We start from the raw sequence: 25,526 nt of genomic DNA on the forward strand, positions 1-25,526 counted from the left end.
GATCAAGTTCGTTGCGCTAGCTCGGCGCCATCCCGCCGCCGTTCAGCGCCTTGCGGATCATCTCGGCGAGCTGGTTGCGCCGATAGGGCTTGGTCAGCAGCAGCACGCCGTCGTCGAGCTTGCCGTGATGGACGATGGCGTTGTCGGTGTAGCCGGAGGTGTAGAGCACCTTCACGCCCGGCCGGCGCCTCGCCACCTCGTCGGCGAGCTCGCGGCCGCTCATGCCGCCGGGGATGACGACGTCGGTGAACAGCAGGTCGAAGCTCTGCCCGGCCTCGATCAGGTCCAGCGCCGCCTTGCCGTCGGACGCGGCGATCGTCTTGTAGCCAAGGCTCTGGAGCTGCGCGGTGACGAAGTTGCGGACCAGCGGATCGTCCTCGACCACGAAAATGGTCTCGGCGCCGCCTTCGGCCGTCGGCGTGACGCCGGTTGCGATGTCCGCTGCGCCTTCGCCCGGCGGCAGGTAGAGCTTGATCGTGGTGCCGTGGCCTTCCTCGCTGTAGATCTTGATGTGGCCGCCGGATTGCTTGACGAAGCCGTAGACCATGGAGAGGCCGAGGCCGGATCCCTTGCCGACCTCCTTGGTGGTGAAGAAGGGCTCGAACGCCTTCTGCTGCACGTCAGGGGGCATGCCGGTGCCGGTATCGCTGACCGCGAGCATGATGTAGGGGCCCGCTGCCACGTCGGCATTGGCCTGCGCATAGGCTTCGTCGAGCACGACGCGGTGGGTCTCCAGCAGCAGCTTGCCGCCGCCCGGCATGGCGTCGCGGGCGTTGATCGCCATGTTGAGCACGGCGTTGGTGAGCCTGGACGGATCGATATGCGTCGTCATCGGCCCCTGTTCCAGGACGGTCTCGATCTGGATCTGCTCGCCGAGGGTGGGGCGCAGAAGCTTTGCGATGTCCGAGATCGCGGCGTTGATGTCGACGTTGCGCGGCTCGAGCGGCTGCCGGCGCGCGAATGCCAAGAGGTGCTGGATCAGCTCGGCGCAGCGTTCGGCGGCATCGTCGATAAGCCGGGCCGTGCGCTGCAGCTCGGGCTGGTCCTTCAGGCGCTCCACCAGCGTCTCGGTGTTGCCGGAGATGACCGTGAGCATGTTGTTGAAGTCGTGCGCGACGCCGCCGGTCAGCTTGCCGATCGCATCCAGCTTCTGCGACTGGTGCAACTGCCGCTCGGTCTCGCGCGAGGTCGTCGCATCGTGATAGACCAGCACCGCGCCGGAGATGTTGCCTTGCCCGTCCCGCATCGGCCGGCCGCTGACCATGAGATGGCGCGGCGGGTTGCCGCTGTGCGGGCGGACGATCATCTCCAGCTCTTCGAACTGCTCGCCGCGCAGCACGCGCGTCGATGGCAGCTCGTCGGCCGGAAGCGGCGTGACGCCGTCGCCGTGAAACACGTCGGACAGCGCGCGCAGATTGCCGACGTTCATGCCGGTGCGATGCAGCAGCATGCGCTCGGCGGCCGGATTGGACAGCAGCACGGTGCCCTCGGCGTCGATGACCAGCACCGCCTCCGCCATGCTGCGAAACGTGCTCTGGAGCACGTTGACCGACAGGCGCAATTCGTCATGCGCGGCGACGAGGTGCTCGGTGCGTTCGGCCACCGCCGCCTCGAGCGCCGCCTTGGCGGCTTGGGTCTGCTCGAGCGAGCTCTGGAGCTCACCGGTCGTGCGGCGGCTTTCGCGCATCACCAACGCGACCAGGAGCAGGATCAGCACGGCGCCGGCGACGTCGATGCCGAGCAGCACGATGCCGGTGCGGCGCGAATCCTGGGAGCGGGCGGCGAGCAGGCGTTCTTCCTCCGCGCTCAGGCGGTCGAGATTGCGCATCACCGTGTCCATGAGGCCGCGGCCCTCGGCCTTGCTGTTGAGCGCGGCAATGCCGGCCTGGTCGTTGGCGGCCCGCAGGCGCATCGCGGTGGCGGCGATCTCGATCCTGCGCAGCGCCAGCGGCTCGGTGCCCTCAAGCAGGGCGACCTGATCGGGGGTGTCGCGCACGTCGCGCTTGAGCTCGGCGAGGGCCGGCGCGAGCTTGGCGTGCACCGCCTGGAACTCGTCGCTGAAGCCCTGGCTGCGATAGAGCTCGTAGCCGCGCGCGGCGCTCTCGGCCCGGCGCAGCAGCACGCGCAGATCGGAGATCTTCTTTTGCACCTGGACGGTGTGGTTCACCGACGCCGCGTCGGACCGCGACTTGACGTCGAGGGCGATCGAGGCCGCGGTGATGATCAGGAGGATGGCAAGTCCAACACCGAGAATGACGCGCTGCGTTGGAATCAAGGGGCTTCTTTCTGGTCCTTCGGCGGCGCGCTCTCGCCCGCGCCGGCAAGGCATTCCCGGATCGTGGTCAGCAGCGCTTCCGGCGTGAACGGCTTGCGCAGGCAGCGCGTTGCGCCCAGCTCAAGCGCCATGCGGAGAAAATCGGGAGAGGGCGAGGCGGACGAGGCGAAGGCATAGCCTGACATCGCGATCAGCGGCGTGGCAGGGGCGCGCTCGTGAAAGATGCGGATGGATTCGAAGCCGCGCATATGCGGCATGAAGATGTCGACCAGCATGACGTCGAAGGCTTGCGATTCCAGCGCAGCCAGTCCTGTTTCGCCGCCGTCGGTCAGCGTGACGTCGAAGCCCTGACGTTGGAGGAGGACCTCGATGGTCGCGCCGACCATCGGATCGTCATCAACCACGAGAATACGCGGCATGACACTTCCCAGAAGATCGAAGTCCCCACTGTGGTTTGTGATATCCGCGAATCGTGGGTCCGGTCAATTTGCGATTGGATCGCGCAGGATATGCACGGTTTGGTGCATAAAGGTCCATTTGCATCGATTTGTATTTATCTGCGAGGGTGATGGAGCCGAAAGGAGCGAGGAAGGCGCCGATTGCAAAAAAGGCGCCGCATTGCTGCGACGCCTTTCGCCTCTAGTCTTCGCGATCTGCTTACGGGCAAGGATGCCGCCGGCCGTCGTAGCCGAGATAGGTGCCCGAGGCCGGGTCGTAAGATTTGAAGCGCCGCGCGCAATAAGCGGCGTCGCCGCCGCCATCCTGCACTACGGCAACCGACGGCTCGTCATAGTAGCCGTAGTAGTAGGGATCATCGTAATAGCCGTAGCCGCTGCCGTAATAGGCGTAGGAGCCGAGGCCGCCGATCGCGGCGCCAGCCGCAAAGCCCGGCCAGAAGCCGCCGTGGCGATGATGATGGTGGTGGCGACCGTGCCAGTGACGACCGCTCCAGTTGCCGCTGCCGCCCTGCCAATTGCCGCTGCCGCCCTGCCAGTTGCCCGCAACTGCAGCGCTACGGGTCCCACTGAAGCTCGGCGAGATAGCGGCACGGTCTGCCGCGCCCCCGACGAAACTGCCACCGCCCGGACGGACCGCGCCACCGCCTGCGAAATTGCCACCGCTCGGGCGCATCGCGGCTCCGCCCCCGAAACCGCCGCCACCGCCCTGGAACGCGGCGCCGCCGCCGCCCATGCGGGCGCCGCCACCGAAGCCGCCGCCTCCGCCACCGACCGCGGCACCTCCGCCACCGATCGCCGCACCACCGCCCGCTCCGACCGCGGCGGCACGACTCTGCTGCGCAAAGCTCGGGCTCGCCAAGGGAAGAACCAACGCCACCGTCGCAGCGGCACTCAACAATTTCAGACTGTTCATGGTAAACTCCTTTCCCGGAAAGCAACCCTGAGAAAGCGCGGGGGTTCCTGGGATCACGCCGGTTTGCGCGCGCATGGAGGCTCAGGTCCCGCCGCTGTACCGGGCATGAATGAATCGCGTCGGCTTTGCGGCAGGGGCGTGCGCGGCAGGCGGATTTGCGGGGGCGCCGACGCGCCTGCCGAACTGGACATTTCGGCCCCCGGATGGCATCAGGACCCCACGAAGCAGGGCCCTTGCCGCATGAAACAATTCTTCCTCAAGTTCTTCACCTGGTGGAATGGCCAGACCTTTGGCACCCAGCTCTGGACCAAGCGGTATGGCGAGCTGGTCGGGGAGGACGAGCAGGGCAACCGTTACTACCGCACGCGGGGCGGGGCGATCGATCCGGCGCTCGGCTTCGAGCGGCGCTGGGTGATCTATAACGGCTACGCGGAAGCGAGCCGGATTCCGCCGTCCTGGCATGGCTGGATCCACCACGTCGTCGACAAGCCGCCGACCGAGATCGATTATCAGCCGCGCGAGTGGGAGAAGCCGCACCAGCCGAATCTCACCGGCACGGCCAAGGCCTATCGTCCCTCCGGCTCGACGCTCGCCAGCGGCAGGCGTCCCAAGGCGACCGGCGACTATCAGCCCTGGACGCCCGGCTAAGCCCCTTTCGGCCGACCCACGAATCACCATCGTCCAAAGCGGATGCACATGCATCCGCGCCGCGCCGCTGTGGACAACGGGAACAGCGGGGATGCCGCCTGCGCAGGTGTTGCCGCGAGGCGGGCGATGCGGCTCAATGATCCCATCTTACGGAGATGGGAGACCATCGCGTTCGGTTCGGGCAACAGTTCGCGACTGTCCCGAGATGCAGCGGCCGCCGAGGAAGGACTCGATCGGGAGATAGGCCCCCGGTCTGGAAGCTCCGACATCGCCCGATGTGAATGTGCAGCCACCGTGAGACAGGAAAGGCCGCTCGGGAAACCGAGCGGCCTTTTTCTGTCGTTGTTCGCCTCGCGTGTCCCGGACGCGCTGGAGCGTGCAGCGCTGCGCTGCGTCCGGGGTACAAGAGCAAGCCCGATCCTTTACGCCACCCGCTCGGCCGCGCGCTGCACCGCCTCGAGCCGCCGTGCATGGTTCTGCGCGCCGCGCTCCCTCAGCAGCGCCAGCACTTCGGCTGGTGCGGTGTCGGGCGATCCGGCATTGAACGGCGGGGCTGGATTGTATTCCATCTGCAGCTGGATCGCTTCGGCGGTGGTGCGATTGACCATGATCGAGACCAGCGTCAGCGCGAAATCGATCCCGGCGGTGACGCCGCCGCCGGTGATGCGGTTGCGATCGACGCAGACGCGTGTCTTGGTCGGCGTCGCGCCGAACTGTGCGAGCATCTCCATTGCGCTCCAATGGGTGGCGGCGCGGTAGCCCTTCAGAAGGCCGGCGGCGCCGAGGGCCAGCGATCCCGTGCAGACCGAGGTGACGTACTTGGCGCCTGCCGCCTGCTTGCGCAGGAATTCCAGTACGTCCTCGTCGTTGAGAAGGTCGTTGGTGCCCTGGCCGCCCGGCACGCAGATGACATCGAGCTGGGGGCAATCCGCAAAGGTCGTAGTCGGCGTCAGCGTCAGCACGGAATCGCTCGGCACCGGCTCGATCCGCTTCCAGATCAGGTGCAGCTTTGCGTCCGGGACCATGGCGAACACCTGCAAGGGGCCGGTGAAATCGAGCTGGGTGACGCGCGGAAATACCAGGATTCCGATCTGGAGCGGTGACGACATGGGAGCCTCCGATAATGCGCTTGACGCCGGCAGAATGGCATGGTGCCCTTCTGTCCGAAATGGCATAATTCCCTCGCTTTCGGACATACGTTACGGCTTGGCCCATGATCGGCATCCTGATCTTCCCGGACTTCCAGCTGCTCGATGCGGCAGGTCCGATCTCGGCGTTCGAGATCGCAGCGCGCTGCCTCGGCAAGGCGCCAGCCATCCGCGTGCTGGCCGCCAAGCCGGGGCTGGTGCGCAGCTCGTCCGGCGTCGAGATGATGGCGCGCGACTTCAAGACCGCGAACGCGATCACGACGCTCGTCGTCGCCGGCGGCATGGGCGTCGCGGAAGCTGGGCGCTGTCAGATCACGCGGGCCTTCGTGCAGCGGCTTGCAAGGCGCGGCGTGCGGGTCGCGAGCGTCTGCTCGGGCGCCTTCGTGCTCGCCGAGGCGGGGCTTCTCGACGGCCGCCGCGCCACCACGCATTGGGGACGGACGCGCGATTTCATCGCGCGGTTTCCCAAGGTGAAGTTCGAGCCGGACCAGATTTTCACCCGCGACGGCAATGTGTGGACCTCCGCAGGTATCACCGCAGGGATCGACCTCGCGCTCGCGATGGTCACCGAGGACCACGGTGAGGAGATCGCGCAGGCGACCGCGCGGCAGCTCGTGCTCTATCACCGCCGCAGCGGCGGGCAGTCGCAATTCTCGTCGCTGTTGGAGCTGAAGGCGCCGAATGGTCGTTTCGGCGCACTGCTATCCTGGGCACGCGAAAATCTCGACGCGCCGCTGACGGTGGAGGATCTCGCCGATCGCGCCGGCATGAGCGCGCGGCATTTTGCCCGTGCCTTTGCCGCCGAGACCGGCACGACACCGTCCAAGGCGATCGAGCGGCTCAGGCTCGAAGTCGCGCGCGAGCGCGTGCAGTCCTCGCGCGAGGCGATCGAGCGCGTGGCGGAGGTGACCGGCTTCCGCGACCCCGAGCGCATGCGGCGTGCCTTCATCCGCGCCTATGGCCAGCCGCCGCAGGCGCTGCGGCGCGCGGCGCGGGCGGGGTAGGACGTTTCTCTTGACCTTGGCGAGCCCTGCGGAACGGCGAAGTCGGGCGTTGCTCAGAAGCGGACTTCGGCGATGCTCACTTGTCCGGCTTCTCGCTCACGATGGCGCCGGTTTTGGGATCGGCACGGAATTCCATCTTCTGGCCGTTCTTGATGCCTTCGCCCTCCCACCGGCCATCGTCGGCTTCAAGCTTGGTGACCTCGGAATAGCCCGCCTCCAGGATCTTGGCTATCACTTGTTGCATCGGCATCCAGTCGGGGCCGGGTCGATCGGCTCTCGCGGCCGAGCCCAGCGCGAGCGAGCCGAGAACCAAAATCACGGCAAACCTCATCGCGACCTCCTTTGGGTAACAGACCTTGAACGGCCACCTTAGATTGTTGTTCCTTCACGGCGCTCCTGTGACACAAACGAGTGAACTTCGGCCTTTTTTGCCTCGCTGGACCCATTCGTGCGTGCCGTCAGGCGCCTTGCGATCGGCATCAGCATGTACGGCGCAAAGTGAATCGGAAACTGCGTCAGCGCGAAATAGAGCCAGGTCGTCGCCGGCAGCGCGCCGGCGGCGGCCGCCAGCATCAGGCCCAGATTGCGCTGTGACACCATCAGGCCGAGCGCGAACGCGCGCTCGGTGCCGGCACGTCGGAAGATCAGCGTGGTTGCGGCGAGGAGGGTGAAGTAGACCGCAAAAGCGAGCAGCGCGACGGCGATCGTGAACAGCGGATCGGCGAGAAACTCGGTTGCGACGTCGCCCATCACTGCGGAGGCGAACACCAAGAGTATGATGATGTTGAGGCCGTCGATCGGCCGCTTGTGGCGCTGGATTGCATCACTGCCCACCAGACGGCGGATGATCGTGGCGGTCACCAGTGATGCGGCGAGGATGCCGAGCAGCTTCAAGCCGAGCGTCATCGGAGAGATGCTGAGCATGCCGCCGAGAAACAGGCTCGCGTACAGCGAGGCGGTGAATGGCACGAGCGCGGTCGAGGTCACCAGCGTGACCAGCACCAGCGCGGCATCGAGGCCCATCAGCGCGGCAAGCGCTGGCGCCGCCATCATCGGCGAGGCCATGCCCTGGAGCATCAGCGCGAGAGCAAGGCCTGGAGAGCTCGTGGAGAGCCCCGTCGCGTGGGCAGCGAGGGCGAAGATTAGCGGCACACCGATCGTGGTCCAGGCGGTGGCGGCCGCGACCAGCGCCGGCCGGCGCAGATGTCCGTACAGCGCGCCGAGATCGACGCGCATGAAGGAGATGCAGAGCAGAAGGAAGATCGCCTCGGTGACGTAGGGGCGCAGCAGCGCGCCGAGCGGCGGCACCGCGACCGCGATGAAGGCAATCGCCGCCACCGCGCGCGTGCCCTGGCCACCAAGCCAGCCGAGGGCACGCAGGGGAAGGGCGAGGACGGCTCGGAGGAGGGAGGGCATTTCTGTCGGTATTATCGGCTGTGTAGCGCTTTGGAGGGCATGCTCGCCTTCGGCCATGGGGGTGCCCCGGCGAGGGGCTCAGGACTATCCCATCCGGGAGCCGGCCTGGCCAGACCGGGCCGGGAAGGGCAGGGATGCCGCCCTTCCCCCGCCGTATTCGGCGTGTTAACCGGAAGGCCTGCGAGCGGCGGTATCCCCTGTAGAATGTCCAACGAGCCCGATTCGCTGTTGAAGCCGCGCGAAATGTTCAAAACCTTTTCCCTGACCGGTCTTGCGGCGCTTTTGGCCGCCACCGCACTGACGGCTGCGACGCCGGCAAGTGCGCAGATCGGCACGATCTTCTCCGATCCGCCGCCGCTGCGGCCGCCCGGCAGCATTCCGCGCGGCCAGCCCCAGCCGCAGCAGATGCCCGAGGACGACGAAGAGGTGCCGGAGCTGCCGCCGCAGGGCCGAGTGCTGCCGTCGCGCCCGATGCCGCCGCCTCCGGGCCGGCAGGGCAACGTGATGCCCGGGCCGGTCGAGACCCAGCCCCTAGCACCGCCGCCGGGCTCGACCCTCGCGCCGCCGAACCAGCCGCCCTCGGCCGCGATCACTCCGCCGGGTCCGCAAGGCGCTCCCGGAGCGCCCGGTCAGCGCCAGCCCCAGCAGAAGGGCGGCGTGCCGCAGACGCCGGCCAGCCTCCAGCCGGGCGACGAGGTCGTGACGGAGCCGCCGGCCCAGAAGATCGTGAACAAGAAGGCGACGTTCTCCGGCCTCGACAAGATCACCGGGCGCATCATCAATTTCGACGAGGAGATCGGCGAGACCGTCCAGTTCGGTGCGCTCCGCGTCAAGACCAACGCCTGCTACACGCGTCCGGCGACTGAAGCGGCCAACACCGACGCCTTCGTCGAGGTCGACGAGATCACCTTGCAGGGCGAGGTGAAGCGGATCTTCTCGGGCTGGATGTACGCGGCGAGCCCCGGCCTGCACGGCGTCGAGCATCCGATCTACGACATCTGGCTGACCGACTGCAAAGAGCCGCAGCAGACCGTGGCGACGGCGGCACCGGATCCGGCCGCGGCCAAGCCGCCGCCACCGCCGCCCGCGCAGAAGAAGGCCGCGCCCAAGCAGGTGCAGCAGCGCCCGCCGCAGCCGCTGCCGCCGATCCAGCAGCAGCAACCGGCGCCGCCACCGCCGCCACCACCGGAGCAGCGCCCAGGCCTGTTCGGCATTCCCGGGTTTGGCCGCTAACCGAGCTGTTCGTTATTGCCGCGAAGCGATGATCTCGAGGGCGCTTGCGCCCGGGATCGGTTCGCCGGCGGAGAGCTTCAGGAAATCGCCGGGCTCGCCCGCCAGCGCCTTGTCGAGCAGCGCGGTATAGCGTCGCCGCGAGATCTCGACGGCGCCGAAGCTCTTCAGGTGCTCGGTGACATATTGGGTGTCGAGCAGCTCGAAGCCGCCGTGAATGAGCCGCGCGACCAGATGCACCAGCGCGACCTTCGAGGCATCGCGCACATTGTGGAACATGCTCTCGCCGAAGAAGGCCCGCCCCAGGCTGACGCCGTAGAGACCGCCGACGAGCTCGTCGCCCTGCCAGGCTTCGACGCTGTGGCAATGGCCGAGCTCGAACAGCCCGCCATAGAGGTCGCGGATACGCTTGTTGATCCAGGTGTCCTCGCGGCCCACTTGCGGCGCCGCGCAGCCGGCGATGGTCGCCTTGAATGCGGTGTTGACGGTGACGCGAAACTGATCCGAGCGCACCGTGCGCGCGAGGCGCGAGGCGACGCGGAAGCCGTCGAGCGGGATGACGCCGCGCAGCTCCGGCTCGACCCAGAACAGGGTCGGATCGTCGGCGCTTTCGGCCATCGGAAAGATGCCGCAGGCATAAGCGCGCAGCAGCACGGCCGGCGTGATTTCAGACGGGGCGGAGTCGCGCGAAGTCATGGCTTGCCATCATAGCAGGATCGCAATGCAGTTGCGATGGGTGCGGCCGGACCGCTCAGCTCGCGGCAGCGGTGCTGGTCTTGCCGACGCTTGCGGGCATGCGGCCGAACTTCAGCACGACCCGGGTTCCGGAATGCGCGGGATCGCGCTCGACCGTGGCGTCGAGCTTGGTGGCCATGGCCGCGACGATGCGCTGGCCCATGCCAGTGGAGCGCGGATCGGCCTTGGCGTTGTCGCCGACGCCGTCGTCGGTGATCGAGAGCAGGAGGTCGTCGCCTTGCGAGATCAGCTCGACATGGATCGGGCCGGCGCCGTCGGGATAGGCGTATTTCACCGCGTTCATCACCAGCTCGTTGACGATGATGCCGACGGCGACCGCACGGTCCGGATCGATCTCGATCGGCTCAGCCTTCAGCGTCAGGCGCGACATGCGGTTGCCTTCGGCCGAGCGGCGGAGATCCTCGAGCAGCGAGTCCAGATACTGATTGAGGACCACGCTCTTGAGGTCCTGCGAGGTGTAGAGGCGGCGGTGCACCTGCGCCACCGCGGCGACGCGGCCCATCGCGTTGGTCAGCGCCGCCTTGACCTCGTCCTGCGCGGCGGAGCTTGCCTGCAGATGCAGCAGCGAGGCGATGATCTGGAGCGAGTTGCCGACGCGGTGATTGACCTCGCGCAGCAGGAGCTCGCGTTCGGCGGCGAGCGCCGCGTAGCGGTCGCGCGAGGCGTGGATCTCGGCCTCGGCTTCCTCGCGAGCCCGTTGCAGCTCGGCCTGGCGTAGCGCGCCTTCGGCGGCGACGTGGAGGAGCGGGATGAAGTCGCCCTGGACGTCCTTGACCAGATAGTCGGCCGCTCCCGCCTTGAGCGCCGTCACCGCGATGCTGGAATCCTGCGAGGCGGTCACGAACACGACGGGCGGCGCGTCCGGGATCGCCATGATCTGCTCGAGCGTCTCGAGCCCGTCGAGGCCTGGCATGTACTGGTCGAGCGCGACGACGTCGATGCCGCCTACGGTGCTGTTCTGGGCGGCGGCGCGGCGGATGTGCGCGAGCCCTTCCTCGCCGCTCGCGGCATGGACGACCCGGAAGCCGCGCCGCGTCAGGCCGCGATCGACCAGGCGCGCCAGCGCCCCGTCGTCGTCGATGTAGAGCAGTGTCGGCGTGCGCTGGTTCATGTGGCGGCGGGCGGGACCTGGATGACCGAGAAGAACAGACCGAGCTGCCGGATGGCGTTGGCGAAATTCTCGTAGTTGACGGGCTTGGTGATGTAGACGTTGCAGCCGAGCTCGTAGCAGCGCTTGATCTCCTGGGAATCGTCGGTGGTGGTCAGCACCACCACGGGCGAGGCCTTCAGGTACTTGTTCTCCTTGATCTGCTTCAGGATGTCGATCCCGGTCATGTCGGGGAGGTTGAGGTCGAGCAGGATCAGGAGCACGTTGCCCTTCTGCACCAGCCCGGAGCCGTCGGCGCCGAACAGGTGCCGCATGGCGTCGGTCCCGGTGGTGAAGGAGACGATCTCGTTGTTGACGCCCGAGCGGCGGATATTGCGCTCGATCAGACGGGCATGGCCCTCGTCGTCCTCGACCATGATGATGGTGACAGGCTGGGTCATCGATCTCTGTTCCGGTTGCTCACGTTCCAGGCGATCGGCAGCGTGATCGTGAAGGTGCTGCCCGTGTTGAGTTCCGATGATACCGACATGGTGCCGCCGAGGCGACGCACAAGTGCACGCACATGGGCAAGACCAATGCCCTGGCCGGGCTTGTCCTGGGTTCCCGCGCGGCGGAACAGGTCGAATATCCGCTGGTGGTCCTTGGGATCGATTCCGCGGCCGTTGTCGCTGACCTCGAAGATAGCGTAGCCGAGCTTGGTCCGCCCGCGGATTCTGATCTCGCCGGGCGCGCCGGGCTTGAGATATTTGATGGCATTGTCGATCAGGTTGGAGAAGATCTGCTCGAGGGCGAGACGGTCGCTCACGAGGTCCGGCAGGGGCTCGACGTGAATCTCGGCCTGCGCCTCGGCGGCCTGGTGCGCCAGCGTCGTCACGATGGCCTCGATCAGCTCGCGCGTGTCGACCTTCACCGGCTGGAATTCGCGCCGGCCCTCGCGGGTGAGGTTGAGGATGGCCGAGATCAGCCGGTCCATCTTGGCGATCGACGATTTGATGAAGCCGAGCGCTTCGGAGAAATCCTCCTGGAGCTGCTTGTCGCCGCCCTCGAGCGCGATCTCGCCCGGCGCGGCGGGCGCGAGCGGCGCTCCTTCCGCGGGGGCGTGCGAGAGGCTGCCGATGCGGCGGAAGATGTCGCCGCCGAGCTCATCGAGCTCGCTCGTGAAGCCCATGATGTTAACGAGCGGCGAGCGCAGATCGTGGCTGACGATATAGGCAAAGCGCTGGATCTCGTCGTTGGCTTCGCGCAGATCCGCCGTGCGCTCGTCGACGACGGTCTCGAGGTTGGCGTAGGCCTCGCGCAGGCGCGCTTCGGCCGCATCGCGTTCGCGTGTCGAACGCCGCACCAGCCAGATCGAGATCAGCGCCAGCACCACAACCAGGCCGGATCCGATACCGGTCATCGAGGCGGCCAGGGTCTGGCTGCGGTCGGAGTTGGCCGTGCGGAGGCGGAATAGGCGTTCCTCTTCCCGCATCATCGTGTTGGCAACGCTGGCGATCCTCGCCGTGGCGTCCTGGGCTGCCAGCTCACGCACCAGTGCCGTGGCCTTGTCCGGCTGGCCTTGCCGAATGAAGGCCATTTCCTGCGCGAACTGGCTGAGCCGGGTTTCGATCGCCGCGCTCAGCTTCTCGACATTCTCGCGTTGCCCCGGATTGTCGACGCTCTGGCGGGTGAGCTTGTCGAGGGCCGGGATGATGGCGGCCACGGCCTTTTCATGGTCAGTCCTGAAGTTGTCTTCCCCGGTCAACAGGTAGCCACGAGCGCCGCTCTCTGCACGTCGGATCTCCAGCAGCAGGGCATTGATCTGGTTCTCCACCTCGATGGTGTGAACCACCCATTTGCTGTCCTCCCGCGCCTTGTTGACGAGATAGACGGAACCGGCGCTGATCACGGTCAGCACCAAAAGGCCCGCCGCGAACAGCAGGATCTGCCAGAATGCGCGCCGTCGCTGGCCTTCAGCCGTCACGACGGTTCACCTGTCTGCAGGCAATGGAGTTCAAAACGCCCCCTTAGAACTGGCCCCAACCCTCCAGAACGCGATTGGAGGCAAGGGGTTCCATGAGAGGGCGTGATTATCGTGGCGCTGGTTCCACCTTGCCGGCCAGGTACTGCTCCAGCCAGTGGATGTGGTAGTCGCCGTTGATGATGTCGGCTTCGCGCACCAGCGCGCGGAACAGCGGCAGCGTGGTCTCGATGCCCTCGACCACCATCTCGTCCAAGGCGCGGCGCAGCCGCATCAGGCATTCGGCGCGGGTCTTGCCGTGCACGATCAGCTTGCCAACGAGGGAGTCGTAGTAGGGCGGGATCGTGTAGCCCTGGTAGACGGCAGAATCGATCCGCACCCCGAGGCCGCCGGGCGGATGATATTGCAGGATCCGGCCGGGCGAGGGGCGGAAGGTCTGCGGATTCTCGGCGTTGATGCGGCACTCGATCGCATGGCCGATGACCTGGACCTCATCCTGCCTGGCCGGCAGGTCGCCGCCGGCGGCGATGCGGATCTGCTCCAGCACGAGGTCGATGTCGGTGATGCTCTCGGTGACGGGATGCTCCACCTGGATGCGGGTGTTCATCTCGATGAAGTAGAACTCGCCGTCCTCAAACAGGAATTCGATGGTGCCGACGCCGAGATATTTCATCTCGCGCATCGCTTTCGCGCAGGTCTCGCCGATCTTGGCGCGCGCGGCGGCGGCGAGCACGGGCGAGGGGCCTTCCTCCCAAACCTTCTGGTGGCGCCGCTGCAGCGAGCAGTCGCGCTCGCCGAGATGGATCGCGCCGCCGCGGCCGTCGCCGAGGATCTGGATCTCGATGTGGCGCGGCTTCTGCAGGTATTTTTCCAGATAGACGGAAGCATCGCCAAAGGCCGATTTGGCCTCGTTGGCCGCTGTCGACAGCGCCACCTGCAGGTCGGCCTCGCTATGCGCGACCTTCATGCCGCGGCCGCCGCCGCCCGCCGCCGCCTTCACCAGCACGGGGAAGCCGATCTTCCTGGCGATCGCCATCGCATCGTCGTCGGGACCAACGGCGCCGTCCGAGCCGGGCACCACGGGGATGCCGAGGCGCTTGGCGGTCTTCTTGGCCTCGATCTTGTCGCCCATCAGGCGGATGTGCTCGGCCTTCGGACCGATGAAGTGCAGATTGTGCTCGGCGAGGATTTCCGCAAAGCGCGCGTTCTCGGAGAGGAAGCCGTAACCGGGATGCACCGCGTCGGCGCCCGTGATCTCGCAGGCCGCGAGCAGGGCGGGCACGTTGAGATAGCTGTCCTTGGACGCCGGCGGCCCGATGCAGACGCTCTCGTCCGACAGCCGCACATGCATGGCATCGGCGTCGGCGGTGGAGTGCACGGCGACGGTGGCGATCCCGAGCTCCTTGCAGGCCCTGAGGATGCGAAGGGCGATCTCGCCGCGGTTGGCTATGAGGATCTTGTCGAACATGTTGTCCTGCAGCGAATGGCGAGTGGCGAATGGCGAGTAGGGAAGGCTGACGCCATTCGCTATTCGCTATTCCCCATTCGCGTCACTCAATGATCACCAGCGGCTCGCCGTACTCGACCGGCTGGCCATCCTCGACCAGGATCTGCGTCACCGTGCCCGCGCGCGGCGAGGGGATCTGGTTCATCGTCTTCATGGCTTCGATGATCAGCAGGGTCTGGCCGACCGAGACCTTGGTGCCGACGTCGATGAACGGCTTTGCGCCCGGCTCCGGCGCCCAATAGGCCGTGCCGACCATCGGCGAGGTCACGGCGCCGGGATGCTTCGACAGATCGGCCGCGGCAGGGGCTGCGGGGCTTGCTGCCAGCGGCAGGGCGGCCGGAGGAGCCGTCACCTGCATCGGCATGGTCGCGGCAACGCTGATGTTGCGGGCGACGCGCAGGCGCAGACCCGCCCGCTCGATCTCGATCTCGGTGAGGCTGGTCTCATCGAGCAGAAGTGCCAGCTCGCGGACGAGCGCGGAATCCTCGCTGGAAAACTTTGCGGCTGCTTTGTCGTCTGGCTGGCGCGCCATGTTGTTTGATCCGAATGTTCTGTTGGAAGGGAGCGTCAGGCGTTGGGCTTGATGCCGAGCTTGGCGGCAAGGCCCTGGATGGCGAGGCGGTAGCCCTCGATGCCGAAACCGCAGAGCGAGGCGAAAGCCGCGCGCGCGGTGTAGGAATGGTGACGAAAACTCTCACGGGCGTGGATGTTGGTCACGTGCACCTCGACCGTCGGAATCTGCACCGCGAGCAGCGCATCGTGCAGTGCGATCGAGGTGTGGGAATAGCCGCCGGCATTGATGATGATGCCCTTCATCTTGCGCGCATGCGCCTCGTGGATGAAATCGATCAACTCGCCTTCGCGGTTGGATTGCCGGCAGTCCGCCTTCAGGCCGAACGTCGCGGCCGTGTCCCGGCACAGCGCCTCGACGTCGGCCAGCGTCGCATGGCCATACTTGTCGGGCTCGCGGGTCCCCAGCATGTTGAGGTTCGGCCCGTTCAGGACGAGGATCGTGTCGGTTGCAGGTTCGGCCATTCCAATCCCGGAAGAGGTGCTTCGGCGTGGCGGGGGTTATAGGTAACAAAGCGCGTGAGGGGAAGCCTTGAAGGGCCTTGAGGTTGGGTTCAAGCACCTCATCCAGTGCGCAAAAACCTGTGCGGAAACCACGGAAATTGCTTGTTAACCAGTCCGAAGCATGGCTGCCGGGCGCATGCAAAGGGGCGGGCATCGCTGCCCGCCCCTGAGATTGCCCGTGTCCGCCTTAGACGTTCAGCACAGCCACGATCTCGTAGGTGTCCGGATCGATGATGACGATCTCTTCCCGGACCAGGACATACTTGTAGCTCCGCCATTCCGGATAGATCGACACGACCCGAGACGGCAGGGCGTGAAGGGTGATGCCCTCCCGCGGAATGCGGGTGCCGACCGAGATCGAGAAGTTCACGTTGGTCACCGGGGCGACGCGCTGCTCGCGGATCACGGACGTGATCTGCGTGCGCTGCTCAGTCGAAAGCTTGGCAGCGGCGCCGGCCTGGCCGACCGTGGTCGAGCTCTGGCCCTGCGCGTTCTGGGTCGAGCTGGTGCCAGTCTGACCCTGCACGTTCTGGTTGGTGCTGGTGCCAGTCTGGCCCTGAGCATTCTGGTTGGTGCTCGTGCCGGTGCCCTGTCGGGTCTCGGTGGTCGAGGTGCCGCTCTTGCTGCCCTCAGCCTTCATGTCCTTCTGGTCCTTAGCACCGGACTTGCTGGTGTCCTGGCTCATGCTCTTGGACTTGTCCTGCTGGGACTTGTCCATCTGGCCCTGCGCGCGATCATCGGTGCGCTGGCCCTTGGTGGTACCAGACTTGTCCTCGGCCGCGTTCTTGTTCATCGCGCCGCCCGAGGAGCGCTCGTCCTTCATCGCGCCGGACTTGTCTTCGGACTTCATCGTCCCGGAGCCGCCGGCCTGGCCAACGGTCCCCTTGTCCTGGCTCATCGAGCCACCGCGCTCAGCAGCGCCGCCGGAAGGCTGCGAATGCTGCATCTGCGCGCCACCGGCGCCGCCGCCGCTGTCGCGGCCCATATTGCCCTGCGCGTTCGCGAGGCCAGTGCCCGCGACGAGCGCGACTGCGGCAACCGAAATCATAAAGCGGTTCAACATCGAAATTCTCCTCACGTGTTCATTCGCGTCATTGCCCGCGCCGACAACGAAAGGGGATTTGAGTTGTTCCGGAACTTCGACTGTTCCGCGGCTTTTGTTTGTTGAACGCCAGATGAATGACTTTGCACGAAGGCGCCAACGTTCAGCGCAAGAAAAAAGGCCGGCATGTCTGCCGGCCTTTTTGTGTTCTCGCTATCGTAAAACTGTGATCAGCAAGTCGCCTTGCCGCAACGGGCAATGCCGATCTTCTCCTTCAGGCTTTCAACACCGACGGCACCGATCACGATCTGCTTGCCGATCACGTAGCTCGGCGTACCGTTCATGCCCATCGCTTCGGCAAGCTTGAAATTCTCCTCGAGGGTGGCGCGCACCTCGGGGCTGGCGATGTCCTTCTCGATGCGAGCCGTGTCGAGACCGGCTTCCTTGGCGGCTTGCATCGCGCGGGCCTTGTCGGCGGCGCCGCGGCCGCTGAGCAGCTTCTGATGGAAGTCGAGATATTTCTTGCCGGAGGGATCCTGCATGCGCACGGCGACCCCGACCTGCGCCGCTTCCACCGAGCCCTGGCTCAGCACCGGAAATTCCTTCAGCACCACCTTCAGCTTCGGATCGCCCTTCATGATGGTCAGCATGTCGTCCATCGCGCGCTTGCAATAGCCGCAATTGTAGTCGAAGAACTCGACGAAGGTGACGTCGCCGTCCCTGTTGCCGAGCACGACCTGGCGTGGCGAGTTGAAGATCGCCTCGGCGTTCTGCGCGATGCTGGCTTGGTGCTTCTGCGTTTCGGCCGCGGCCTGGCGCTTGCTGAGCTCGGCCATGGCCTCCTCGAGCACCTCGGGATGGCTGACGAGATAGTTCTTGATGATCTTCTCGATCTCGGTGCGCTGGCTGTCGGAGAAACTGTCGGCCGAGGCGGGCACGGCTGCGCCGAACATGGCGAGCGCGAACAAGGCAGGAGCGAACAGGCGCAGCGAAGGCATAGTCAAATCCTCTTATCCAAAGCAGGTTTCGAGAAACGTCCCGGCGGATTCAAGCCCGGTGTCGTGACGTCGTGGTCGGGCGTCGTTCGAGTTTGCGTCAGTTGCGCGGCGGCTTCGCCGCCACGATGTCGTCGGCCTTGACCCATCCGGGGGTGCCGACGGCGAAACGTGTTTTCGCGCGCGTGGCAAGCTCGCGGGCGGTTTTGTTGTCGCCGCGCAAATATGCGGCCTGGGCCGAGGCGAGATCTGCCTCCGCATAATCTCCCTTCCGGCCATAGGCCATCGCGAGCTGGGTATAACCGAGCGCCGCCTCGGGCTCCCGGGCCACCGCGGCGCGGAGAATCCGAACGGCATCGTCGGTGTAGGCCTTATTATCGGTTCCGACCAGAGCCTGCCCAAGTAACATCTCGATGAGGGGGGCGTTGTTCGAGAGGGCGACGGCCTTACGCAAGGGAGCGATCGCTTCGGCCGCCTTGCCGCTTTCCAGGAGCGCCTGGCCGCGCACCTCGTAGAAATACGGGTTGTTCGGCTGCACCTGGATCAGCGCGTCGATCTGGGCGAGCGCGCTGCGCAGATCACCGTGCAGATAGGTGCTGATGGCGCGGGCATAGCGCGCCGGCAGGCTGTCGTTGGTCTGGGGATAGCGGCGGTACACCGTCTCCGGCCGCTCCATGAAGGCGGAGATTTTGGCGCGGACCATGTCATGCCGAAGCTGGAGCGCCGGATCGTCCTTCTTGTTCCAGTAGGGGCTGGAGCTTGCGAACTCCTGTAGTGCGGCGACGCGCTCGGCCGGCATCGGATGCGACTGCAGATAGGGATCGGCGCCGCGCGCGGCGAACAGGCTCTCGCTGGTGAAGCGCTTGAACGTCTCGTACATGCCCTTGGGCGATTGCTGGGTCGCAGCCAGGAATTTCACGCCGGCGCGGTCGGCATTCTCCTCCTGCTGGCGCTGGTAGGACAGCAGCGTGCGGCGGATCACCTCCTGCGGAGCGGCGATGGCGGCCGCGCCAGCATTGGCGAGCCCGTTGTTGCCTACGCTGCTGCGCTGCGTGCTGCCGGCCGCAATCGCGCCGGCGCCGAGCAGCATCGCGATGATCATCTGGGTCTGGGCGGCGGCGAGCTGCTCGCGCAGCTTGGACAGATGGCCGCCCGCCAGGTGTCCGGTCTCGTGCGCGAGCACGCCGATGATCTGGTTCGGCGTCTCCGATTGCAGGATCGCGCCCCAATTGACGAAGATGCGGCGGCCATCCGCGACGAAGGCGTTGAACGAGCTGTCGTTGATGATCACCATCTGGATGTTGTGCTTCTCCAGACCCGCAACGCGCAGGATCGGACGCGTGTATTCGCGCAGCAGCTGCTCGGTCTCGGTGTCGCGCAGGACCGGCGGCCCCTTGGCCTGCGCGCGCGCGGCCGTGAACGGCGTCAGCGCGATCGCCGTGGCCGTGACGAGGGCGGTGAGGGCGGAGGCCTTCTTGCGCAATGCGATCTGGAGCGACATCAAGCGGTCTTGGTCAAAAGGGGCTCGGTCAAGTGGTCTTGGTCAAGCAGTTCAGTGATTGGTTTTGGCGATTGGCGGCGGACCGGATACGCGATATGCCCTTGTGAGCGGTGCCCTTATGAGCCGTACAATGCGGCCAGTCTGGGGCACAAGCGCCCCGTTTACGGACCGGACGGACCGGTTCGCCAGCCAATAGCAGAAATCGATGCACGACGCGACATTGAGGAACCGGTTGGGGCAGTGGCTCGAGCCCTCCCGCCGCAGCGATGTTCCCCCGTTCATGGTGATGGACGTCATGGCCGCGGCGGCTCGAATCGAGGCCGCCGGCGGTCATGTGATCCACATGGAGGTCGGCCAGCCCGCGGCCGGCGCGCCCAGGACCGCGATCGCGGCCGCCCATGCGGCGCTCGAGGCTGGACGAATCGACTATACGTCCGCGCTCGGCATCCCTTCCTTGCGCGCGCGCATCGCGCGCCATTATCGCGACACCTATGGCTGCGATGTCAGCCCCGAGCGGATCGTGGTGACGACGGGCTCGTCCGGCGGCTTCATCTTGGCCTTCCTGTCGATGTTCGAACCTGGCGATCGTGTCGCCGTGACGGTGCCGGGCTATCCGCCGTATCGACACATCCTGACCGCGCTCGGCTGCGAGCCGGTGCTGATCGAGACCACGAACGAAACGCGTCACGCGCTGACCGGCGAGGCCCTGCTCGCAGCGCATCGCAAGGCGCCGCTGAAGGGTGTTCTGGTCGGCAGCCCCGCCAATCCGACGGGCACGATGATGTCCCGTGAAGCGCTCGCCGGCCTGATCGCGGCCGCGGAAGATGCCGGCATCCGCTTCATCTCCGATGAGATCTATCACGGGCTCGATTACGCGTTTCCGGCCGTGACTGCGGCCGCGCTGTCCGAGCACGCGTTCGTGATCAATTCGTTCTCGAAGTATTTTTGTATGACCGGTTGGCGCGTCGGCTGGATGGTGGTGCCCGAGATCCTTGTGCGGCCGATCGAGCGGCTGCAGCAGAACCTCTCGATCTCGGTGCCGGCGCTGTCGCAGATCGCGGCGGAGGCCGCCTTCGACGGCGCGGCCGAGATGGAGGAGATCAAGCACGGCTACCAGGAAAACCGGCGCGTCCTGATCGATGGTTTGCCCAAGGCGGGACTGACGAAATTCCTGCCGGCCGACGGCGCCTTCTATCTCTATGCAGACGTCTCGGACTTCACCGCCGACAGTTTCGAATTCGCAAAGCAGATGCTGGAGCAGGCGCGCGTGGCGGCAACGCCCGGCCTTGATTTCGATCCCATCCATGGCCGCTCGTTCATTCGTTTCTCCTATGCGCGCTCGCCAGGGGAGATGCGTGAGGCAGTTGACCGGATTGCTGAGTGGCTTAAATAACTGCGCCAGTTTTCTTCAGTCTTCCGGAGTTCAGCTTGTCAGACCGTTCCGTCCCGTCCGCCGCTGCGCCACATTCCTCTCTCGCCGCTTTGATGTGGCCGACCCGACCGGGCGAATCCGTCGGCGCGCTGCGTGCCGTCGTGCTGGTCGCGCTCGGCACGGCGTTGATGGCGCTGTCGGCCAAGGTGAATCTGCCGCTGCCTTACGTGCCCATGACGTTGCAGACGTTGGTGGTGCTGATGATCGGCGCCGCCTATGGCTGGCGCCTCGGCAGCGCGACCATGATCGCTTACCTCGCCGAGGGCGCGATCGGCCTTCCGGTGTTCGCCGGCCCCGTGGGTGGGATCGCGCCGCTGGTCGGCCCGACCGCGGGCTATCTGTTCGGTTTCGTTGTGGCCGCGTTCGCGACCGGTTGGCTCGCCGAGCGCGGCTGGGATCGCAGCGTCATGCTGCTGTTTGCGGCGATGGCTGTTGGCCACATCGTCATTCTCGCGGCCGGATTCGGCTGGCTGGCATTCGGCCTTGGTCTCGGCGCCGCCAAGGCCTGGCAGGTCGGCATCATGCCGTTCATTGCGGCCTCGCTGGTGAAGAATGCGCTCGGCGCGACCCTGTTGCCGGCGGCGCGCCGGATTGTCGAGCATCGCGGATAGGACGCGCTCGCTAAAATCGCTCGGGCCGGTACGGCGTGGGATCGACCGCGGGCGTTTCGCCGCTCATCATCTCCGCGAGCAGGCGTCCGGTCGCAGGGCCCAGCGTGAAGCCCTGGTGGCCATGGCCGAAATTCATCCAGAGGCCGGGGTGGCGCGGGGCGGGGCCGAGCACCGGCAGCATGTCGGGCGTGCAGGGCCGCGTGCCGAACCACGGATCCGGCTCGACCCGTTTGCCGAGGTCGATCAGCTCGCGCGCCGAGGCTTCGGCGCTGGCGAGCTGCACCGGGGTTGCGAGCGCGTCCGCGCCCGTCAATTCCGCGCCGGTGGTGATGCGGATGCCCTTGGCCATCGGCCCCATGGCGTAGCCACGGGCCTTGTCGACCAGCGGCAGGTCGAGCGAAGCGCCGCCGCTGTAATGCATGTGGTAGCCGCGCTTGCGCACCAGCGGGATGCGATAGCCGAATTTGTACAATAAATCAGGCGACCACGGCCCGAGCGTCACGACGGCGTGGGCAGCGTCGATGCGGCCCTGGTCGGTGTCCACCGACCAGCCGGTCGCGGTCTGTCGCAGCGACTGCGCATCACCGAGCACGATCCTGCCGCCGAGCCGTACGAACAGCTCGGCATAGGCCGTGACCAGCGCGCCGGGGTCGGACACGGTCCAGGTGTCGAGCCAGTGGATCGCTCCCGGGAGATCGTCGCGCAGGATCGGCTCGGCCCTGGCAAGCTCGCTGCCCGACAGCACGCGGTAGTTCACGCCAAATTCGCGCTGATCTTCCTCGGCAGCCTTGACCGAGAGATCCAACGAAACGGCATCGCGAAACAGCGCTCGGTAGCCGGCGCGGCGGATGAGATTGTCGGCATGCGCCTCGCGGATCAGGATGTCGTGCTCGGCCGTTGCGTAGGCGATCAGCTGTGCCCACGCCTCGATCGCCTCGCGATGTCGCTTCGGCGCCGAATGCCACCAATAGCGGAGCAGGGGCTCGATGTGGAGATGCAGCGAGGAGAGGCTGTAGCGCACGTCGTTGGTGCGGCCGGTCGCGATCTTCAAAAGCGAAGCGAGGTCGCGCGGCATCGGATAGGGGCGTACCGCTTCGGCCTGGATCATCCCCGCGTTGCCGTAGCTGGTCTCGCGGCCCGGCTCCCTGCGATCGATCAGCGTCACCCACCAGCCGCGCCGCTGCAGATGCAGCGCGGCGCCGACGCCCACCATGCCGCCGCCGAGAATGATCGCGCTTTGCATCGCAACTGACCTCATCAAATCAAAACCGCCCGGTTGGGCCGGGCGGCTTCAATTCCATTTGTCCCTTTACTCGCCGCCGCCGAAACGGCGCGACCACCAGCCGGCACGACGTGGGGCGGCCGGGGTTTCGCTTGCCGCCTCCGGCGCGGGCTCAGGTGCCGGCGCGGGTGCAGCAACCGGCTCGGTCGCCTCCGCCGCCGGCGTTGCGGGCTCCGCCTGGCTGTTCGCCAGGAAGCTCACCTTTTCGCGCACGGTGGAGCGGCGCCGCGCGGCCCTGTCGCCGGCTAACTCTTCGTCCGGCGTTGCGGTCGTCGCGGCGGGAGCGGGCTCCGGCTGGGCCGGCGCCTCGGTTCGGATCTCGGCGTGCGGCTCAGGCTCCGCAACTTGCGGCTCGCCGGTCGGCTCGGCCTGCGCGATCGAAGGCGAAGCCTGGCTGCCGAGGCCGTCGAAATCGGCCACTGCATCGGCAGCTTCCGGCGGCGGGTTGGTGCCGAGCTCGTCGCTGATGGAGCCGGCAAGACCTTCCTCGCCGCCACCGCGACGGCGGCGACCGCCGCGGCGGCCACGCCGACGCCGGCGATCACCGGCGCCCTGCTGTTCGCCACGGGCGGCCTGTTCCTCGCCTTCCTCACCGTCCTGCTCGGACTCGGTCTCCTCCTCGCTTTCGCCGGCGATCATCGCGGGCTCAGGCACGGTCGGCGCCGTATCCTCGCGCAACTCTCCTTCGCGCTGGCCGCCGCGGCCGCGCCGGCGGCGCCGGCGCTTGCGGCGCTGGCCGTCCTGCTCCGAGGCTGCCTCGCCGCCAGCCTGCTCGTCGGCAAGGCCTTCGGTCTCGTCGGTTTCGACCTCGGATTCCGTCTCCAGGTCGAAGACGTCCTCGTCGTCATAGGCCTCTTCGGCCGGTGGCGGCGGGCTCGCAGCGGCTTGCGCAACGAGCAGCGCCTTGGCGGCTTCGAGCGTATGCACCTGCTCGCCGCGGTCGATCACATAGGCCTGCGGACCGCTGACGCCGGGATCGGCGATCACCGACAGCGTGACCTTGAAGCCGTTCTCGAGATCGCGCAGATGGCCGCGCTTGTGGTTCAGCACATAGAGCGCGACGTCGGTGCGGGTGCGGACCACGAGATTGTGGGTGGCGCCCTTCATCAGGATCTCTTCGAGGCCGCGCAGGAGCTGCAGCGCCACCGAGGACACCGAGCGGACGTGGCCGGTGCCGCCGCAATGCGGGCACGGATCGGTCGAGGATTCCAGCACGCTGGCGCGGATGCGCTGGCGCGACATCTCGAGCAGGCCGAAATGCGAGATGCGGCCGACCTGGATGCGCGCGCGATCCTGCCTGAGGCAATCGGACAGCTTGCGCTCGACCGCGCGGTTGTTGCGCTTCTCGTCCATGTCGATGAAATCGATGACGATCAGGCCGGCGAGGTCGCGTAGGCGCAGCTGGCGGGCGACCTCTTCAGCCGCTTCCATGTTGGTCTTGAGCGCGGTGTCCTCGATATGGTGCTCGCGCGTCGATCGTCCGGAGTTGACGTCGATCGAGACCAGCGCCTCGGTCTGGTTGATGACGATGTAGCCGCCGGAGCGCAGCTGCACGGTCGGCGAGAACATCGCATCGAGCTGGCTCTCGACGCCCATGCGCGAGAACAGCGGCTGGCCGTCGCGATATTGCTTCACCGCGCCGACATTGGCGGGCATCAGCATCTTCATGAAGTCGCGGGCCTCGCGGTGGCCGGCTTCGCCGGCGACCAGGATCTCGTCGATCTCCTTGTTGTAGAGGTCGCGCAGCGAGCGCTTGATCAGCGAGCCTTCCTCGTAGACGAGGGTCGGGGCCTGCGATTTCAGCGTGAGGTCGCGCACCGTCTCCCACATCCGGATCAGATATTCGAAGTCGCGCTTGATCTCGGGCTTGGTCCGGGCGGCGCCCGCGGTGCGCAGGATGATGCCCATGCCCTCGGGCACGTCGAGGTCCTGCACCACTTCCTTCAGGCGCGAGCGGTCCTGCGCGCTGGTGATCTTGCGGCTGATGCCGCCGCCGCGTGCGGTGTTCGGCATCAGGACGGCGTAGCGGCCGGCGAGCGAGAGGTAGGTCGTCAGCGCCGCGCCCTTGTTGCCGCGCTCTTCCTTGACGACCTGAACCAGCATCACCTGGCGGCGCTTGATGACTTCCTGGATCTTGTACTGGCGGCGCGGGCGGAAGGTGCGCTCCGGCACTTCCTCGAGCACGTCGTCGCCGCCGACGGATTCGACGACTTCCTCTTCGGCATCCTCGCCGTCCTCGTCCTCGTCGTCCTCCTCGGCTGCTTCCCCGGCGTCCGCATGCGGGGCTTCCGTGCTTTCGCCGGCGGTGTAGATGGCCTCGGCCGGCTCGGCGGCCGATGTCACGGCTTCGGCCAGAGGCTCCGCCTGCGCTTCCGCGGCATGAGCTTCTGGAGCGGGAACGTCGAAGGTTGACGCCGGCTGCGGCTCGGCAGCGGTCTCGACCGCGGGCTCGGCGCCGACCGCCGCGACAGGCGCGGGCGTCTCGTCGGCGTGATCATGATCGTGATGATCGCGCTCGTCCTCGCGGCCGTGGGCATCATCGTGAGCGTGATCGTGCTCGTCATCGCGGGCATGACGATGTTCGTCATGATCATGGTCACCATGATCGGGATCGTGGCCTTCGTGCTCGCCATGATGCTCCGTATCGGCGTGCAGATGCTCGCCCTCGGCATGCTCGGGCAGCGCGGCGCCTTCGACCGGCTGGGCGGCGGGATCGGCGCCGGCTTCGAGACCTTCGACGATGTCGCTGCGCACGCGCTCGCCATGACCGCGGCGGCGGGCGTTGCGGTGCCGCGAGCGGCGACGGCCGTGCGAGCGGTTCTCGCTTTCTTCCTCGGCCTCGCGATGGGCCTGTTCCTCGGCCTCGATCAGCGCCTGCCGGTCGGCGACCGGGATCTGGTAATAGTCGGGATGGATTTCGCTGAAGGCGAGAAAGCCGTGGCGATTGCCGCCATATTCGACGAAAGCAGCCTGGAGCGAGGGTTCGACCCTTGTGACCTTGGCGAGGTAGATATTCCCGCGCAGTTGCTTGCGTTGCGCGGTCTCGAAATCAAACTCTTCGACGCGATTGCCGCGGACCACGACGACCCGGGTCTCCTCCGGGTGGGTGGCATCGATCAACATCTTGTTGGGCATGTCTTAACTCTTGGCGGCGGCGGACGCGATA

At 66.5% G+C, this 25,526-nt stretch carries 23 protein-coding genes; 5 read left to right on the forward strand and 18 right to left on the reverse strand.

Going from position 1 to position 25,526, the window contains the following annotated elements:
* Nucleotides 1-16: 16 nt before the first annotated feature.
* The 3 genes from I6F09_RS02940 to I6F09_RS02950 form a co-directional block, all read right to left on the reverse strand.
* Complete coding sequence (locus tag I6F09_RS02940; RefSeq protein ID WP_225171227.1) at nucleotides 17-2,275, reverse strand: CHASE3 domain-containing protein; 2,259 nt, start codon at nucleotides 2,273-2,275, stop codon at nucleotides 17-19.
* Nucleotides 2,272-2,694 (reverse strand): response regulator, encoded by a 423-nt coding sequence (locus tag I6F09_RS02945; protein WP_036022871.1) that lies wholly within the window; start codon nucleotides 2,692-2,694, stop codon nucleotides 2,272-2,274. The genes I6F09_RS02940 and I6F09_RS02945 overlap by 4 nt, the downstream gene beginning before the upstream one ends.
* 238 nt (nucleotides 2,695-2,932) lie before the next feature.
* Nucleotides 2,933-3,646 carry a BA14K family protein gene (locus I6F09_RS02950; RefSeq protein WP_225113967.1) on the reverse strand — a complete coding sequence of 238 codons (714 nt, stop codon included), beginning with the start codon at nucleotides 3,644-3,646 and terminating at the stop codon, nucleotides 2,933-2,935.
* A gap of 240 nt (nucleotides 3,647-3,886) precedes the next feature.
* Here I6F09_RS02950 and I6F09_RS02955 point away from each other — a divergent pair, with 240 nt between their 5' ends.
* Complete coding sequence (locus tag I6F09_RS02955; protein WP_036022873.1) at nucleotides 3,887-4,294, forward strand: NADH:ubiquinone oxidoreductase subunit NDUFA12; 408 nt, start codon at nucleotides 3,887-3,889, stop codon at nucleotides 4,292-4,294.
* Between the two features lie 422 nt (nucleotides 4,295-4,716).
* On the opposite strand, the gene I6F09_RS02960 is transcribed toward I6F09_RS02955, so the two are convergent.
* Complete coding sequence (locus I6F09_RS02960; RefSeq protein WP_225187416.1) at nucleotides 4,717-5,403, reverse strand: DJ-1/PfpI family protein; 687 nt, start codon at nucleotides 5,401-5,403, stop codon at nucleotides 4,717-4,719.
* A 104-nt stretch (nucleotides 5,404-5,507) separates the two neighbouring features.
* Between I6F09_RS02960 and I6F09_RS02965 the strand changes: the two genes are divergently transcribed.
* The gene (locus tag I6F09_RS02965; RefSeq protein WP_225185982.1) at nucleotides 5,508-6,446 is read left to right on the forward strand and encodes a GlxA family transcriptional regulator; all 939 of its coding nucleotides are present in this window, start codon (nucleotides 5,508-5,510) and stop codon (nucleotides 6,444-6,446) included.
* 76 nt (nucleotides 6,447-6,522) lie between these two features.
* Here I6F09_RS02965 and I6F09_RS02970 read toward each other — a convergent pair whose 3' ends face one another.
* Together I6F09_RS02970 and I6F09_RS02975 are read right to left on the reverse strand one after the other, a co-directional pair.
* Entirely contained in the window at nucleotides 6,523-6,777 is a 255-nt protein-coding gene (locus I6F09_RS02970; protein ID WP_036000102.1) for a PepSY domain-containing protein, read from the reverse strand.
* 38 nt (nucleotides 6,778-6,815) lie between these two features.
* Nucleotides 6,816-7,862 (reverse strand): Na+-dependent transporter, encoded by a 1,047-nt coding sequence (locus I6F09_RS02975; protein WP_225187417.1) that lies wholly within the window; start codon nucleotides 7,860-7,862, stop codon nucleotides 6,816-6,818.
* 204 nt (nucleotides 7,863-8,066) lie between these two features.
* Here I6F09_RS02975 and I6F09_RS02980 point away from each other — a divergent pair, with 204 nt between their 5' ends.
* Nucleotides 8,067-9,095, forward strand: a complete 1,029-nt coding sequence (locus tag I6F09_RS02980) for a DUF2155 domain-containing protein (RefSeq protein WP_192893224.1) — start codon at nucleotides 8,067-8,069, stop codon at nucleotides 9,093-9,095.
* 12 nt (nucleotides 9,096-9,107) lie between these two features.
* Here the strand turns inward: I6F09_RS02980 and aat are convergent, their stop codons facing one another.
* The 10 genes from aat to I6F09_RS03030 form a co-directional block, all read right to left on the reverse strand.
* Complete coding sequence (gene aat, locus I6F09_RS02985) at nucleotides 9,108-9,788, reverse strand: leucyl/phenylalanyl-tRNA--protein transferase (protein WP_225187418.1); 681 nt, start codon at nucleotides 9,786-9,788, stop codon at nucleotides 9,108-9,110.
* Between the two features lie 55 nt (nucleotides 9,789-9,843).
* Nucleotides 9,844-10,959, reverse strand: coding sequence for a histidine kinase dimerization/phosphoacceptor domain -containing protein (locus I6F09_RS02990; protein ID WP_225187419.1), 1,116 nt, complete (start codon nucleotides 10,957-10,959; stop codon nucleotides 9,844-9,846).
* Nucleotides 10,956-11,396, reverse strand: a complete 441-nt coding sequence (locus I6F09_RS02995; RefSeq protein WP_225187420.1) for a response regulator — start codon at nucleotides 11,394-11,396, stop codon at nucleotides 10,956-10,958. The genes I6F09_RS02990 and I6F09_RS02995 overlap by 4 nt, the downstream gene beginning before the upstream one ends.
* Nucleotides 11,393-12,919 (reverse strand): CHASE3 domain-containing protein, encoded by a 1,527-nt coding sequence (locus I6F09_RS03000; protein WP_225187421.1) that lies wholly within the window; start codon nucleotides 12,917-12,919, stop codon nucleotides 11,393-11,395. Before I6F09_RS03000 ends, I6F09_RS02995 begins: the two co-directional genes overlap by 4 nt.
* A 106-nt stretch (nucleotides 12,920-13,025) precedes the next feature.
* Nucleotides 13,026-14,384 carry an acetyl-CoA carboxylase biotin carboxylase subunit gene (accC, locus tag I6F09_RS03005; protein WP_036022882.1) on the reverse strand — a complete coding sequence of 453 codons (1,359 nt, stop codon included), beginning with the start codon at nucleotides 14,382-14,384 and terminating at the stop codon, nucleotides 13,026-13,028.
* An 82-nt stretch (nucleotides 14,385-14,466) separates the two neighbouring features.
* Nucleotides 14,467-14,955: an acetyl-CoA carboxylase biotin carboxyl carrier protein gene (gene accB / locus I6F09_RS03010; RefSeq protein WP_036000059.1), complete on the reverse strand. Its 489-nt coding sequence runs from the start codon at nucleotides 14,953-14,955 to the stop codon at nucleotides 14,467-14,469.
* Nucleotides 14,956-14,990: 35 nt separating this feature from the next.
* The gene (gene aroQ / locus I6F09_RS03015; RefSeq protein ID WP_036022884.1) at nucleotides 14,991-15,458 is read right to left on the reverse strand and encodes a type II 3-dehydroquinate dehydratase; all 468 of its coding nucleotides are present in this window, start codon (nucleotides 15,456-15,458) and stop codon (nucleotides 14,991-14,993) included.
* 226 nt (nucleotides 15,459-15,684) lie between these two features.
* On the reverse strand, nucleotides 15,685-16,560 hold the full coding sequence (locus tag I6F09_RS03020) for a DUF1236 domain-containing protein (RefSeq protein WP_109143915.1): 876 nt from the start codon (nucleotides 16,558-16,560) through the stop codon (nucleotides 15,685-15,687).
* 209 nt (nucleotides 16,561-16,769) lie between these two features.
* A complete protein-coding gene (locus tag I6F09_RS03025; RefSeq protein ID WP_036000050.1) occupies nucleotides 16,770-17,537 on the reverse strand; it encodes a DsbA family protein in 768 nt (255 codons plus the stop codon).
* Nucleotides 17,538-17,634: 97 nt separating this feature from the next.
* A complete protein-coding gene (locus I6F09_RS03030) occupies nucleotides 17,635-19,035 on the reverse strand; it encodes a M48 family metalloprotease (RefSeq protein WP_225187422.1) in 1,401 nt (466 codons plus the stop codon).
* Between the two features lie 205 nt (nucleotides 19,036-19,240).
* Between I6F09_RS03030 and I6F09_RS03035 the strand changes: the two genes are divergently transcribed.
* Together I6F09_RS03035 and I6F09_RS03040 are read left to right on the forward strand one after the other, a co-directional pair.
* Nucleotides 19,241-20,428 carry an aminotransferase class I/II-fold pyridoxal phosphate-dependent enzyme gene (locus tag I6F09_RS03035; protein WP_225187423.1) on the forward strand — a complete coding sequence of 396 codons (1,188 nt, stop codon included), beginning with the start codon at nucleotides 19,241-19,243 and terminating at the stop codon, nucleotides 20,426-20,428.
* Between the two features lie 92 nt (nucleotides 20,429-20,520).
* Nucleotides 20,521-21,078: a biotin transporter BioY gene (locus I6F09_RS03040; RefSeq protein ID WP_225136065.1), complete on the forward strand. Its 558-nt coding sequence runs from the start codon at nucleotides 20,521-20,523 to the stop codon at nucleotides 21,076-21,078.
* Between the two features lie 10 nt (nucleotides 21,079-21,088).
* Here I6F09_RS03040 and I6F09_RS03045 read toward each other — a convergent pair whose 3' ends face one another.
* Nucleotides 21,089-22,321: an FAD-binding oxidoreductase gene (locus I6F09_RS03045; protein WP_225135978.1), complete on the reverse strand. Its 1,233-nt coding sequence runs from the start codon at nucleotides 22,319-22,321 to the stop codon at nucleotides 21,089-21,091.
* Nucleotides 22,322-22,387: 66 nt separating this feature from the next.
* Nucleotides 22,388-25,495, reverse strand: a complete 3,108-nt coding sequence (locus I6F09_RS03050) for a ribonuclease E/G (RefSeq protein ID WP_225187424.1) — start codon at nucleotides 25,493-25,495, stop codon at nucleotides 22,388-22,390.
* Nucleotides 25,496-25,526: the final 31 nt, after the last annotated feature.

The sequence above is a fragment of the Bradyrhizobium sp. IC3195 genome (assembly GCF_020193585.1).
Taxonomy (GTDB): domain Bacteria; phylum Pseudomonadota; class Alphaproteobacteria; order Rhizobiales; family Xanthobacteraceae; genus Bradyrhizobium; species Bradyrhizobium yuanmingense.

Excerpts from the sequence above, each read along its gene's own strand:
- accC (WP_036022882.1), bottom strand. The coding sequence starts at position 14,384 with ATGTTCGACAAGATCCTCATAGCCAACCGCGGCGAGATCGCCCTTCGC.
- I6F09_RS03035 (WP_225187423.1), top strand. The coding sequence starts at position 19,241 with ATGCACGACGCGACATTGAGGAACCGGTTGGGGCAGTGGCTCGAGCCC.
- I6F09_RS03045 (WP_225135978.1), bottom strand. The coding sequence starts at position 22,321 with ATGCAAAGCGCGATCATTCTCGGCGGCGGCATGGTGGGCGTCGGCGCC.
- I6F09_RS03050 (WP_225187424.1), bottom strand. The coding sequence starts at position 25,495 with ATGCCCAACAAGATGTTGATCGATGCCACCCACCCGGAGGAGACCCGG.
- I6F09_RS03020 (WP_109143915.1), bottom strand. The coding sequence starts at position 16,560 with ATGTTGAACCGCTTTATGATTTCGGTTGCCGCAGTCGCGCTCGTCGCG.
- I6F09_RS02990 (WP_225187419.1), bottom strand. The coding sequence starts at position 10,959 with ATGAACCAGCGCACGCCGACACTGCTCTACATCGACGACGACGGGGCG.
- I6F09_RS02950 (WP_225113967.1), bottom strand. The coding sequence starts at position 3,646 with ATGAACAGTCTGAAATTGTTGAGTGCCGCTGCGACGGTGGCGTTGGTT.
- I6F09_RS02955 (WP_036022873.1), top strand. The coding sequence starts at position 3,887 with ATGAAACAATTCTTCCTCAAGTTCTTCACCTGGTGGAATGGCCAGACC.
- aroQ (WP_036022884.1), bottom strand. The coding sequence starts at position 15,458 with ATGGCCGAACCTGCAACCGACACGATCCTCGTCCTGAACGGGCCGAAC.
- I6F09_RS02945 (WP_036022871.1), bottom strand. The coding sequence starts at position 2,694 with ATGCCGCGTATTCTCGTGGTTGATGACGATCCGATGGTCGGCGCGACC.
- aat (WP_225187418.1), bottom strand. The coding sequence starts at position 9,788 with ATGACTTCGCGCGACTCCGCCCCGTCTGAAATCACGCCGGCCGTGCTG.
- I6F09_RS03040 (WP_225136065.1), top strand. The coding sequence starts at position 20,521 with ATGTGGCCGACCCGACCGGGCGAATCCGTCGGCGCGCTGCGTGCCGTC.
- I6F09_RS02965 (WP_225185982.1), top strand. The coding sequence starts at position 5,508 with ATGATCGGCATCCTGATCTTCCCGGACTTCCAGCTGCTCGATGCGGCA.
- I6F09_RS02995 (WP_225187420.1), bottom strand. The coding sequence starts at position 11,396 with ATGACCCAGCCTGTCACCATCATCATGGTCGAGGACGACGAGGGCCAT.
- I6F09_RS03030 (WP_225187422.1), bottom strand. The coding sequence starts at position 19,035 with ATGTCGCTCCAGATCGCATTGCGCAAGAAGGCCTCCGCCCTCACCGCC.
- I6F09_RS02960 (WP_225187416.1), bottom strand. The coding sequence starts at position 5,403 with ATGTCGTCACCGCTCCAGATCGGAATCCTGGTATTTCCGCGCGTCACC.
- I6F09_RS03025 (WP_036000050.1), bottom strand. The coding sequence starts at position 17,537 with ATGCCTTCGCTGCGCCTGTTCGCTCCTGCCTTGTTCGCGCTCGCCATG.
- accB (WP_036000059.1), bottom strand. The coding sequence starts at position 14,955 with ATGGCGCGCCAGCCAGACGACAAAGCAGCCGCAAAGTTTTCCAGCGAG.
- I6F09_RS02980 (WP_192893224.1), top strand. The coding sequence starts at position 8,067 with ATGTCCAACGAGCCCGATTCGCTGTTGAAGCCGCGCGAAATGTTCAAA.
- I6F09_RS02970 (WP_036000102.1), bottom strand. The coding sequence starts at position 6,777 with ATGAGGTTTGCCGTGATTTTGGTTCTCGGCTCGCTCGCGCTGGGCTCG.
- I6F09_RS02975 (WP_225187417.1), bottom strand. The coding sequence starts at position 7,862 with ATGCCCTCCCTCCTCCGAGCCGTCCTCGCCCTTCCCCTGCGTGCCCTC.